The 11,234-nt window shown below is 53.0% G+C and carries 13 protein-coding genes; 7 read left to right on the forward strand and 6 right to left on the reverse strand.

Going from position 1 to position 11,234, the window contains the following annotated elements; translation table 11 throughout:
- Window position 1: 1 nt before the first annotated feature.
- The 3 genes from GOB83_RS12510 to GOB83_RS12520 form a co-directional block, all read right to left on the reverse strand.
- A complete protein-coding gene (locus GOB83_RS12510) occupies window positions 2-292 on the reverse strand; it encodes a type II toxin-antitoxin system mRNA interferase toxin, RelE/StbE family (RefSeq protein WP_165926311.1) in 291 nt (96 codons plus the stop codon).
- The gene (locus tag GOB83_RS12515) at window positions 289-531 is read right to left on the reverse strand and encodes a type II toxin-antitoxin system RelB/DinJ family antitoxin (RefSeq protein ID WP_165926312.1); all 243 of its coding nucleotides are present in this window, start codon (window positions 529-531) and stop codon (window positions 289-291) included. Before GOB83_RS12515 ends, GOB83_RS12510 begins: the two co-directional genes overlap by 4 nt.
- A gap of 72 nt (window positions 532-603) precedes the next feature.
- Window positions 604-894: a hypothetical protein gene (locus tag GOB83_RS12520; RefSeq protein ID WP_165926313.1), complete on the reverse strand. Its 291-nt coding sequence runs from the start codon at window positions 892-894 to the stop codon at window positions 604-606.
- Between the two features lie 689 nt (window positions 895-1,583).
- Between GOB83_RS12520 and frmR the strand changes: the two genes are divergently transcribed.
- The 5 genes from frmR to GOB83_RS12545 all read left to right on the forward strand — a co-directional run bounded on the left by frmR (window position 1,584) and on the right by GOB83_RS12545 (window position 6,783).
- Window positions 1,584-1,859 carry a formaldehyde-responsive transcriptional repressor FrmR gene (frmR, locus tag GOB83_RS12525; RefSeq protein ID WP_025829448.1) on the forward strand — a complete coding sequence of 92 codons (276 nt, stop codon included), beginning with the start codon at window positions 1,584-1,586 and terminating at the stop codon, window positions 1,857-1,859.
- Window positions 1,860-1,900: 41 nt separating this feature from the next.
- Window positions 1,901-3,010 (forward strand): S-(hydroxymethyl)glutathione dehydrogenase/class III alcohol dehydrogenase, encoded by a 1,110-nt coding sequence (locus GOB83_RS12530; protein WP_165926314.1) that lies wholly within the window; start codon window positions 1,901-1,903, stop codon window positions 3,008-3,010.
- A gap of 59 nt (window positions 3,011-3,069) precedes the next feature.
- The gene (locus GOB83_RS12535) at window positions 3,070-3,471 is read left to right on the forward strand and encodes a VOC family protein (protein ID WP_003618982.1); all 402 of its coding nucleotides are present in this window, start codon (window positions 3,070-3,072) and stop codon (window positions 3,469-3,471) included.
- Between the two features lie 24 nt (window positions 3,472-3,495).
- On the forward strand, window positions 3,496-4,323 hold the full coding sequence (gene fghA, locus GOB83_RS12540; RefSeq protein ID WP_003618986.1) for an S-formylglutathione hydrolase: 828 nt from the start codon (window positions 3,496-3,498) through the stop codon (window positions 4,321-4,323).
- A 666-nt stretch (window positions 4,324-4,989) separates the two neighbouring features.
- Window positions 4,990-6,783, forward strand: a complete 1,794-nt coding sequence (locus tag GOB83_RS12545) for a GmrSD restriction endonuclease domain-containing protein (protein WP_206752418.1) — start codon at window positions 4,990-4,992, stop codon at window positions 6,781-6,783.
- Here GOB83_RS12545 and GOB83_RS12550 read toward each other — a convergent pair.
- From GOB83_RS12550 to GOB83_RS12560, 3 genes are read right to left on the reverse strand one after another with little or no spacing between them, the layout of a single operon-like run.
- A complete protein-coding gene (locus GOB83_RS12550; protein ID WP_165926316.1) occupies window positions 6,776-6,985 on the reverse strand; it encodes a hypothetical protein in 210 nt (69 codons plus the stop codon). The two genes, GOB83_RS12545 and GOB83_RS12550, sit on opposite strands and share 8 nt — an antisense overlap.
- Window positions 6,982-7,689 carry a hypothetical protein gene (locus tag GOB83_RS12555; protein WP_165926317.1) on the reverse strand — a complete coding sequence of 236 codons (708 nt, stop codon included), beginning with the start codon at window positions 7,687-7,689 and terminating at the stop codon, window positions 6,982-6,984. The genes GOB83_RS12550 and GOB83_RS12555 overlap by 4 nt, the downstream gene beginning before the upstream one ends.
- Window positions 7,686-8,099, reverse strand: a complete 414-nt coding sequence (locus tag GOB83_RS12560; RefSeq protein ID WP_165926318.1) for a hypothetical protein — start codon at window positions 8,097-8,099, stop codon at window positions 7,686-7,688. The genes GOB83_RS12555 and GOB83_RS12560 overlap by 4 nt, the downstream gene beginning before the upstream one ends.
- A 291-nt stretch (window positions 8,100-8,390) precedes the next feature.
- Here GOB83_RS12560 and GOB83_RS12565 point away from each other — a divergent pair, with 291 nt between their 5' ends.
- Both GOB83_RS12565 and GOB83_RS12570 read left to right on the forward strand, forming a co-directional pair.
- Window positions 8,391-9,854: a site-specific integrase gene (locus GOB83_RS12565; protein ID WP_165926319.1), complete on the forward strand. Its 1,464-nt coding sequence runs from the start codon at window positions 8,391-8,393 to the stop codon at window positions 9,852-9,854.
- Between the two features lie 357 nt (window positions 9,855-10,211).
- Window positions 10,212-11,162: a replication protein RepA gene (locus GOB83_RS12570; RefSeq protein WP_165926320.1), complete on the forward strand. Its 951-nt coding sequence runs from the start codon at window positions 10,212-10,214 to the stop codon at window positions 11,160-11,162.
- The last annotated feature ends 72 nt before the right edge of the window (window positions 11,163-11,234 follow it).

Genomic DNA, 11,234 nt, shown 5'->3' on the forward strand with positions numbered 1-11,234 from the left:
GTCAGAGCCTTTTCCCGGCCTGTTCGTAAGCTTTGGATTTGTCGCGCTCCCCGATCGCCAGAACCAGGACGACGATCCGGCTGTCGATCACCTGATAGACCAGCCTGTAGCCACTGGCCCTGAGCTTGATTTTGTAGCAATCGCTCAGCGGTCCTGACAGGCGGGAGGCTTCGATCCGGGGCATTTCCAGCCGTTTGGCGAGAACTTTCTTGAACTGCGTCTGAATCGTGCGATCAAGACCGCGCCACTCCTTCAGGGCGCGGGGGTCAAACTGGAGTGTATAGCGGCTCACAGGTCTTCCAGCGTCACCGTCACGGGCGCTTGCGGTGCGGCCAGGCGTTCGCGCACGATCTGCAGCAGATCCGCATCCTCGCTGGAGAGGACACGCCGCGCCACCGGCAGTTTTCCAGTTTCCACCACATATTCGAACGTCTGACGGATCAGGTCGGACGGTGTCACACCGAGCTCCGCGAGACGAGCATAGGCCTGATCCTTCAGGACGCTGTCGATCCTCAGATTGATGGACGCCATACTCTTTGCTCCTTGCCAGACATGCTAAAAATACGCCTTCACAAACGTGAAGGCAAGACTTTCCGAGTCAAGCTAAATAGCAGGTAACTTGAAAACACGTCTTTTTCCGTTTTTGGCCCCCTCCCCCGTTTTTATGTCCGATAAGTTCCCTTGTCGGACGTAACCAAACCGGGCAAAAAACCAATCGATTGTCGAAAACCAGAAGATAATGATAATCCGCCGCTGACTGCCGTTTTTGTCGCCGAAAAAACCACTTAATCGCGATAAAAATGCAGAAGATAATGATAAAAATCCACTGATTGATGATAAAGAAGCACAAGCTGCTACGGGCCAAACGGTGCCGTGACGATTTGTCGTCCCCATGTCCTCACCTTAGGGTGTAGCCAGACCACATAATTATCAGCCGTGAGCGGTTCATTCGGAATCTGGGATTCTAGAGGATCCCAGAAAACAAGCTCTTCAAAAAACTGCTCATCGGACAATAGGATCGAAGCCAGCATGAGGATGCCAGCGGCCAGTGCTACAGGCAGCATGGCGGGTGTATAATGAAACGCTGCTTTCCAATCAGACTGCTCCTGCATCCAATATAATGGCGGCTGTCCTCCATACTATGCTGTCACACGGCGCGAAAACAACTACGCTGCATTCGCCTGCTTCTCGGACACAGGGTAAGGCTTTGTCTTTTCGTAAAGCGGACATATGCGTTCCCATCATAAGGGAAAGTAATGCAGCGCAACGTCTTCTAGTCAGTCTCGTAGGAGGGAGACGGTCGGGTATCGCCTCATGTCGGTCGTTTGGACCACAAGGTTGTTTGCCAAATAGCGGACATCAGCGCTTTAAAGCCTCGTTGCAGAGATTGTCTGGATCTCACTAATTGTACCTCTTGAATGATCCCAAGACACAGACGGGCAACCCATGGACGTTGCGATGAAAATTTCAGCGATACGGAATTGTGATCGGATCATATGACAAGCACGCCCTTATATCCTTGTCATACTGCCCTATAGTATGACAAGGATACTCAAGGGTAGTATATTCGGGAGTAAGCGTTCGTGCCGCACACACCAGCTGAGAAAAAGCGCGTTCTGACCCGCGTGCGCCGTATTCGCGGGCAACTTGATGCGCTGGAACAGGCTTTGGAGAAGGGAACTGATTGCGGTCCGGTGCTGCAACAGGTGGCGGCTATCCGGGGAGCGATCAACGGATTAATGGCCGGTGTCCTCGAAAGCCATCTGCGGGAAGAATTTGTTGAGTGTGCCGGTGATCGTGATGCTGCCAGTGGTTCGATCGAGAATGTGGTGTCACTCGTTCGATCCTATCTCCGGTAATGCCCTCGATGCTGGCTGATAGGTTATTTGGAGAAAAAATCATGAAATCACGGGCCGCAGTTGCTTTCGAGGCGGGTAAGCCCCTTGAGATTGTCGAGATCGATGTAGCGCCTCCTCGTGCTGGTGAGGTGCTCGTGCAGATCACGCATACGGGTGTGTGCCACACTGATGCGTTTACCCTGTCAGGGGATGATCCCGAGGGACTGTTCCCAGCCGTTTTGGGTCACGAAGGCGCGGGAATTGTCATCGAGGTCGGAGAAGGCGTAACCAGCGTTGCCCCCGGCGACCATGTCATTCCGCTTTACACGGCGGAATGCGGTGAATGTCTGTTCTGTAAGTCGGGAAAAACCAATCTCTGCATTTCAGTGCGCGCCACACAGGGTAAAGGTATGATGCCGGATGGCACGACACGCTTCTCCTACAAAGGTCAGCCGATCCATCATTACATGGGGTGTTCGACGTTCAGCGAATACACGGTTGTCGCCGAGGTTTCTCTGGCAAAAATCAATCCCGCATCCAATCCAGGGCATGTCTGTCTGTTGGGATGTGGCGTCACCACAGGGATTGGTGCGGTACACAACACGGCCAAGGTGCAGCCGGGAGATACGGTTGCCGTCTTCGGTCTGGGCGGGATCGGTCTGGCGGTCATTCAGGGAGCGCGACAGGCAAAGGCTGGCCGGATTTTCGCTATTGATACCAACCCGGAAAAGTTTGAACTTGCCAAAGCATTCGGCGCCACGGAATTCCTCAACCCCAAGGATTATGACAAACCGATTCAGCAGGTTCTTGTGGAAATGACCGGCTGGGGTATTGATCATACATTTGAATGTATCGGAAACGTCAACGTCATGCGCGCGGCGTTAGAAGCCGCGCATCGTGGGTGGGGGCAGTCGATCGTCATCGGGGTGGCAGGGGCCGGTCAGGAAATTTCGACCCGTCCCTTCCAGCTTGTGACGGGGCGTTCGTGGCGCGGCTCGGCTTTCGGTGGGGTCAAGGGACGCAGCCAGCTTCCCGGCATGGTCGAAGATGCCATGCGTGGCGATATCGAACTTGCGCCTTTCGTAACCCACACCATGCCGCTCGAAGACATCAATACGGCCTTCGATCTGATGCATGAAGGAAAATCCATCCGTTCCGTCATTCATTTCTAAGGTCTGCGTCTCACCGCGCAACATCATTTCCAATGGTTGGAAATTACAGGAGAACGATCATGGCAGTTATTTCCGGTGACGGTGTTTTCTCTCACGTTTTTCTTGGGGCAGTGGATACTGCGGTATCCGCGAAATTCTATGACGCCGCGCTTGCGGCTCTGGGCATAAAAAACCTGGGGCCGTTCGGGCATGGGTGGATTCTGTATGGCCGCGAAAAGCCAGCCTTCATCATTGCACGTCCAGGCAACGGTGAAGCGCCCTCAAGCAACGGTGTCACCATCGGTTTTGCAGCAGCGACACCCGCCGAAGTGGAGGCTTTTCATGCCGCAGGTCTTGCCAATGGGGGAACCGATGAAGGCGCACCCGGCCCGCGAAGCCACTTACCGGGCGCTTACGCTGCCTATCTCCGGGATCCGGCAGGGAACAAGATCTGCAGTTATACCTTCACGGACGGTAACTGACATGCGCAAAAGGCAGTGAGAGCCATGGAACGCAAGGAAACACACGCCTCTTTTGGGGGTGTGCAGGAAGTCTGGCGACACAAGTCCGTGTCGTTGGGTGTGGAAGCAAACTTCGCGATCTACCTGCCGCCGCAGGCAAAAACTGAAAAGGTTCCCGTTCTTTACTGGCTCTCCGGTCTGACATGTACGGAGCAGAATTTCATTGGCAAGGCTGGCGCGCAACGCGTGGCCGCAGAACTGGGCATCGCCATTGTCGCGTCGGATACCAGTCCACGGGGCGTGGGTGTGGCTGATGACGATGCGTACGATCTTGGACAGGGTGCCGGATTTTACCTCAATGCGACGCAGGAGCCGTGGGCTGCGCATTATCGGATGTATGATTACGTCGTCACGGAACTTCCTGCGCTGATTGAGGCGAGCTTTCCGGTTACGCAGCAGCGAGGCATTGCGGGACATTCGATGGGTGGATTTGGCGCCATCATGATCGCGCTGCGTAATCCTGGCCGCTATCGTTCTGTGTCAGCCTTTTCACCCATTGTGGCGCCAACGCAGGTACCATGGGGTGAAAAAGCATTCAGTGCTTATCTGGGTCCGGATCGTGCCAGTTGGGCAGCCTATGACCCGCTTGAACTTGTGCGGACAGCGAAGGAAAGACTGCCTGTTCTGATAGATCAGGGTCTGGCGGACCAGTTTCTGAAAGAACAGCTCAGACCAGAACTGTTCCAGGAAGCCGCACAGAATGCAGGGCAGGAACTCATCCTGAATCTTCGTCCTGATTACGATCACAGCTATTATTTTGTAGCCAGTTTTATTGCAGATCATCTTAGATATTTCGTGAGTAAACTACGATGAACAGATTGTCAGATTTTTTGGATCCGCGCTTTTCTGGCTTCGGGTGGAGACGAAATCTGTTAGGGGCGTCTTTGAAACTGTGGAATTAACTGGCGGCTTTCTGCATCTTTTGTCCGGAAGCAGACATTCCGTTTGCCCCCCATTGTTGACATAAACGCTAAAGAGATAAACTCTCAAATTTCACTTGCTGTTTTTATCACTAATCAGTGGTTTTTTCTCGGCCAAATAGAATATTATCCATATTAAATGGATTCATAACTCACTGATAAAACAGCATTCGAATTATCATTATCTGCTGGTTTTCGACAAATGTCGAAATTCCTTAATTAGAAAAATCCCGGCTTCTACGCCGCCCAACGCCACCAAAAGTAACCTTAATCAGGTTACAAGGAGTCCCTTAATTAGGTTAAAAGCCCGTTCTTAGTCGGACTGGCTTCCATGCCGAGGATTCGCTCCATGTTCATCTTGGGGGGATCGCCGACAGTCTGCTTCTGGCCATGAGGCCGCCGAAAAGTGTGACCAACCACTTCTCGCTATGGGCCGGATTTTTGGCGCACTTCAAAATGTAGGTTATAGTATGGCAAGGCTTCCGAGTTTCCGACGATGTTGGGGTACCAGGAGATAGCCGGAAGATTACTCCTTGTAATACCACGCAACTCGATTGTCATGCTGGAGCAAAAAATGACTGTTTCGCCACAAGGGATAAGCATTCAATCCCTATATCGGCTTTATCGCGATCAAAGTTTGCTTGTGAACCGGCAATATCAGCGCAAGCTAGTATGGACTGTAAATGAGAAACAGCGCTTGATCGACAGTCTGCTCAAAGATTACCCGCTTCCTCTGTTCCTGTTCGCAGAAATTACGACCCCGGAAGGGAAGGCCGTGATGGAAATCATCGACGGTATGCAGCGCTTAAATGCCATCTTTAGCTATATTGAACACGGATTTACTTGGGAAGATCAAGCTTTCGACATTGCGGAATTTACCCGGGCCCGGCAGGCAGCAGAATCAGGCCTCTTTATTCCCTTTGGCGACGATGTGAAGCGTTTGGGGGGCAAGTCCTGCGCCAATTTACTGGACTATCAGTTGGCAGTAACGGTGTTCCCTGGCGAGCAACCGGAACGTATCACACAGGTCTTCGGCCGAATTAATTCCGGAGGCAAGCAACTTAGCAACCAGGAACGGCGCCAAGCCGGTATTCTTACCCCGTTTGCCGAGACGATCAGGACGTTGGCAGCTGAAATTCGTGGAGACGTATCTCAGGAGACCCTTGTCCTCAGCCAGATGCCCGAGATTAGCATCGAGACCAGCCGCAACTCTCACGGGTATAAGCTCAAAGCTGAGGACATTTTTTGGTGTTACCAAGGCATTCTTCGTACCGGGGATCTGCGTGACAGCGATGATGAGCAGGTTCTAGCTGACATCTGTGCATCGATCTTGTTCGAAGAGCCTGTCGAGGCGTCAGGAGATTTTCTGGACAAGCTTTACAACCCTGATACCACGGAGCACACAGATGTTAACACTCGTTTGAATGTCTATGGACGAGAGAACCTTATCCAGCATGTGAAAACGGTCTTTTCGATGATCCGAGAGACGCTGGAAGCTACGTCCACTGAGCGTTTTTTCTTCCGCTCAACGGTTTACCCAAAGCCGACTTCGAACGCGCAAAAGTCCCCTTTTTTTGCTGTATTCATGGCATTTTATTGGCTTATCATCAAAGAACGTATGACTCCGGCAAACAGAGATGCAATCGTAAAATCCCTAAACAATCTCACTGATCGGATCAAAGTAGGGCAGAAGCACATCAAGTCGGAAGACCGGAAAGAAAACATCGCTGTCGTCAATGGGCTTCTCCGCAGATCCTTCGTAAAGGAAGATGTGACGGCCTTGACGCACGGCCCGGGAATGAGTTTCGATTTGGAAAATTCCATTCGCAGGTCTAAGACTGAGACGCCCCGTTACGAATTCAAGCAGGGAATTGTCCGGCTCGACAACACTCGCGGTGTAGACGATGTTTTGCTTAAATCAATGGTGGAAACCATGTGTGCGATAGCCAATACAGGACCGGGTGCCGATGGTTATCTTTTTCTCGGCATCGCTGACAAACCGAGGGATGCAGAGCGAATCAAAGAGCTCGATGGGATTGAGCCCGTTAATTTTGAGCATGTTCAGATCGTAGGCCTCGACCGTGAAGCGAAGGTATTAGGGCTAAAATTCGATCATTACCTCCGGAAAATTGAGGATGCTATTACCAATTCAGAGATGAGCGATCCGCTCAAAACCCAAATTCTAAGCTCCTTGGACCTCGTAAAGTTTAAAGGGCATTCCGTTCTGCGGGTGCGGATACCGAAGCAAACAACAGTGTCTTTTATAAAGAATGAGTGCTTTGTCCGAATTGGCACTGCCACCCATACGGCAACTGGTCCTCAGATCGCTGCAGTGACCAAGCTCTTTATGTAAATAGACCTGTATAGGGCAAGGGGCCGTCCGCTTGTCCGCAGAGAGTTCGCGGCGATTCATTCGCTTGTTGATGGCTGCGCAGAGCGGTCGAGTTGAGGACGGTTGCTGCCTGGCTGATCCATTCGAGCGCGAGGATCGGGGTGAGCGCACGCTTAATCATCGCGTCGATAAGAGAAATATCTTCACCCACAGCGTCGCTCAAGGCTCGAGATGCTTGAATTCGATACCGTAGACCCCAGGGCTCTGGGCATAATTGCTTCCCTTGGGATCGATGAATACAAGTCGGAATTCGGACGGCGGGTAGGCTGGCACGCGTAAGGCCGGTGATCCGCCTGCCGCAGTTAGCATCGAGTTCACCGGCTTATGGAGCAGGCTCAGCTCGCGGCGCACACCCAGTGCTTCCTTTATTATCCCCTTCCCGAAATTGGCGACCGCCTTGCATTCGACCCCGAGCGCGATCTCGTCATGGGCGGGATAGTCGTTAGTCGCCGTCGTCACGATAATGTCGAGCTCGTGGCGTCGGCTGTTGTCGGCCACAGTGCTCCGGCTGTGGCCGAGCGTATCGAATTCGATGTCGACGAATATCCGGAAAACGACAGTTGTCGACTGAGGCGATCGCACCTCGAAATGCGAATCGGTCAATTTGATTTTGCCAGGTCCGGCCTTGAATTTAAGCGTTGAGTGCGACGTCGCGGCGCTACCCGACGGCGCTCTCGAACCTACGAAGACCAAGGCGAAGCCGCGACTAGCGAGATCGACCAGCAAGTCGGATAGTACGAACAGCTCGTAAAGCTTGCCGTTAGTTAGCGCCGCCAAGTTCGCAGCGTCTGTCGGTTGCGCAGCACGATAGGCGGCGAATATCCGCTGGATCTCGGCGATTGCGTTAGCGCGCGCGGTCGGATTCATCGGTGCCCCCCCTCACTACCCGGACGCAGGTCGCCATCAAGCAATCGGTCGATAAGTGCCTGCACGTCGTTTCGAACCTCTCGCAAATTGGGTGCCTCGGAGAGAAAATACTCTCGTGGCTCGCCATCGGTGGTTTGGATCACGCTGACGGCATTTGGCCCTTCGCCTCGCAGTGCGTTGGCCATGCGCCCCATTGCCGCCTCGTAGGTCTGGCGGTCTTGGATCGCGAGAAACCGCTCGAACCCGCGCAACATCTCGACGAGCCGCCGCTGCGGGGAGATCAGCCGGCGCTCGCTTCTCTCCGACTCTTCCTCGCTGTAGTGGCGCTGGTCGGCGATGTCGGGCGCACCGATATTGCGTAGCTCAGCCACCAGCGCATCGATCACCGCGCGATAGTCGTCCTCACCCACACCATCCTCCTGATTCGCCGTGCTGTTCCACAACAATAGAGCCTAAGTCTTACCTCTATTGTGCATTAGCTGGAAGAACCTTGTCGCGATATTTCATCGTCTGAACGGCTGATGGGATCCAGCCATGAAGTCCAACAGCGTGAGTTGCTCGATAACCGTCATTCAGCTTTCCCGCATATCGGTCTTCACAAAAAGCAGTATGAGCTGAAAAATACGGTTCTCGCTCAGCGCCATGACCTACTACACTGGGAGTTAGATACTTAGGGTAATAGCAAGCTCGAGGCACCATTCATGCAGGTTGAAGTTGTTGTCCACGGCCGAAAAGATCGGGTTTTTGCTGCTCTGTTCGAGCGGTGTGACCGGACCACCCGGCACCGTCTGACCGAGGCAGGTTCAGCATCTGACACTCTACCGGGAATTCTTGCCACGGCCCGCCTGTCCCCGGGACTGGAGCTCCGCTTGTCTGGTATCAGACTACCAGGAAATAAGACTGACGATCTGGTGATTGCTCATGATGTGCCGTTCGCCGCCCGTGCCCGTGCACTGGCTGCAGAGCGGATCGGTGTAGCTCCAGATGATCCCTTACTGACACTCGCCCTGCATCTCAGTTCAGTTCCGTACTTTCTGGCGCGTTACAGACAAGCACGCAGAGACACTATTGCACAGTCTGACGCGCTCCCTCCCCTACCCTCTCCTGCGGGCCAGACGCCAAGCGTCATTATCCGATGGTTTGACGCCTCTCTTGGGAGGGCCGTTCCACAACGCGATGGGTCGCTTGAAACCGCGCGTGATAGCGCCTCAGCTTACGCTTTGCAGGCCAAGGCAGATAACACACGCAAAGCCTATCGTGCCGGTGTCCGGGCATGGTGTGCCTGGGCGGATCGTCATGCCCTTCCCTGCCTCCCCGCGCGTTCGGCCGACATTGCCGCATTTCTGGCAGACGAAAGAGGTCGGGGCCTTGCCCCCTCAACATTGGAGTTGCGGCGGGCCGCAATCACCTATCTTCATCGTCTGGCAGGTTGCGCCGTTCCGACTGCTGACGCCACTATTGGCGAAACCATGACCGGGATCAGGCGCACCGCTGCAAAGGATGGCTTTACACCGCGCCGTAAGGCCGCGGCGACACAAGATGTTCTGGCAACAATCATCAATACGATAGACCTGAGCAAGTTATCTGGAATGCGTGATCGGGCTTTGCTCCTTATGGGGTTCTATGGTGCTTTCAGGCGTTCTGAGCTGGCCAGCATCGATGTTCGCCACGTAACCCTGGTCAGTAAAGGACTGCTTGTCACTCTTCCCCAGTCAAAGGGTGATAGACAAGGCAAGGGGGTGGAGATCGCCCTCCCCTACACCCATGATCAGTATTGTCCGGTAAAGGCATACGGAGCCTGGCTAGCGGTGTCTGGCATACAGGCTGGCCCTATTTTCCGGCGCGTTCGTAAGGAAAGCACAGCTGCCTCTGACGGGAACGGTCGTGAAATTGGACCGCAGCCCCTGACAGATCGCTCGGTCGCCCGGATCATCCAGAGCCGTGCCAGTGCTGCCGGGTTGGATGGAAAAACCTTTGGGGGGCACAGTCTGAAAAGGGGTGCGCTTACAACCGGAATGGATGCTGGCGCACACCCCGTCAAACTCAAGCGCCTTGCACGACACGCAACGTATGCTGCGCTGGGCGATTACCTCGAACTGGGAGACCCCTTTGATGGGCATGCTCTACATAGGGGCACACCACCACTAACCTCCCTGTCAGACTAACGGCGAAGAGTAACAAGCGAATGCCAGCGTCGATGTCGTGTGCCGATTCGGGTTGGTTGGACTTTCCTCACGGGCAGTCAGCCGATATTTTTTATTCACAAGGTCCCGCAAATCGACCCACCAAAGGAAGAATTATCTACTGGACTCTTCTAACGGCGATCTCTGGACCACTCTCACGAGAATCGGCATTCTCCACTGGACTCTTCTCACTAAGCAAATAAACAAAAACAAAATAAAAAAACAAATAGCTGTGTGAGGAAAGTCCAACCAGAGCGTGAGAAAAGTCCAACCGTCCAACAATGTAGCGTGAGGAAAGTCCAAGTTGACGCGAGGTCGCATAGTAGCTCACCATTGGTTATGGCTGAAATCCACCAGATGCTCCTGCAGTATGGCGTAGAAGAGACGCGACGCATTCTTGCTTCAAGTAAGAATGATAGAAGCTGCGTGGATGCAGCTCACGCAATCCTAACCGATGAGAAACAAGACATCGGTATCGCTCATGCAGGGTTTGCAATGGCTGCTTTGCCGCATAAGAAAACAGCTTCCCCAGTCTGGGAAAAAGACGGTGGTCCCGTTAAATTGCTAGTAGAAAGTGGTCTGGACTCCAATAAAACTCCCATCGGGGTACCATATGGATCCGTCGCGCGCCTCATACTACTTTATCTACAAACGCAGGCAGTCAAAAACAAAAGCAGAGAAATAGAATTAGGCGCCTCAATGAACGCCTGGCTCGCGGCAATGAACTTGTCTGTGGGCGGAAAAACATATCAACTAGTCCGTGAGCAAAGTCGGCGTATCAGTCGCTGCAGACTTACGTTTTTCCGAACTGAAGGTGGAACGCAGTTTGTAAGTAACGGCGCCTTCGTTCGAGATGCAATATTTCCTATCGACGACTCAAAAACGGACCAGAAGTCTCTCTGGCTTGATGTTGTGCGGCTTGACGAATCTTTTTACCAATCTCTCATTGATCATCCATTACCACTTAGGGAAATTGCTATTAAACAAATATCCACGCGGTCCCTAGCAATAGACTTGTATATTTGGTTGGCATACAGATTACATATTCTTATGAAGCCTTTACATATATCGTGGGCAGCTCTGAAAAGCCAATTCGGACCAGAATACAAGGAACTCAGATTCTTTAGACGTGATATTATGCCGTCATTGAATTTGGCGTTGTCTGTCTATCCAGAAGCAATCGTCCAAATTGACGAAAAAACGGGCATTACTCTCCACCCGTCTCCTTCCCCGGTTCAACCCCGCCTCTACGCGGTTACAGCTCGGCCTCAACTTGGAGCGCTAGATTGAACAGCGTGAGTAAAGTCCAGCACTTACCCTGTTGAGTGTTGCTGTTGGGTGTTGACTGTTGATAGTTGTGTG

The sequence above is a fragment of the Acetobacter fabarum genome, from assembly GCF_011516925.1.
Lineage (GTDB): Bacteria > Pseudomonadota > Alphaproteobacteria > Acetobacterales > Acetobacteraceae > Acetobacter > Acetobacter fabarum.

Excerpts from the sequence above, each read along its gene's own strand:
- GOB83_RS12515 (WP_165926312.1), bottom strand. The coding sequence starts at position 531 with ATGGCGTCCATCAATCTGAGGATCGACAGCGTCCTGAAGGATCAGGCC.
- GOB83_RS12520 (WP_165926313.1), bottom strand. The coding sequence starts at position 894 with ATGGGGACGACAAATCGTCACGGCACCGTTTGGCCCGTAGCAGCTTGT.
- GOB83_RS12530 (WP_165926314.1), top strand. The coding sequence starts at position 1,901 with ATGAAATCACGGGCCGCAGTTGCTTTCGAGGCGGGTAAGCCCCTTGAG.
- GOB83_RS12535 (WP_003618982.1), top strand. The coding sequence starts at position 3,070 with ATGGCAGTTATTTCCGGTGACGGTGTTTTCTCTCACGTTTTTCTTGGG.
- fghA (WP_003618986.1), top strand. The coding sequence starts at position 3,496 with ATGGAACGCAAGGAAACACACGCCTCTTTTGGGGGTGTGCAGGAAGTC.
- GOB83_RS12545 (WP_206752418.1), top strand. The coding sequence starts at position 4,990 with ATGCTGGAGCAAAAAATGACTGTTTCGCCACAAGGGATAAGCATTCAA.
- GOB83_RS12555 (WP_165926317.1), bottom strand. The coding sequence starts at position 7,689 with ATGAATCCGACCGCGCGCGCTAACGCAATCGCCGAGATCCAGCGGATA.
- GOB83_RS12565 (WP_165926319.1), top strand. The coding sequence starts at position 8,391 with ATGCAGGTTGAAGTTGTTGTCCACGGCCGAAAAGATCGGGTTTTTGCT.
- GOB83_RS12570 (WP_165926320.1), top strand. The coding sequence starts at position 10,212 with ATGGCTGAAATCCACCAGATGCTCCTGCAGTATGGCGTAGAAGAGACG.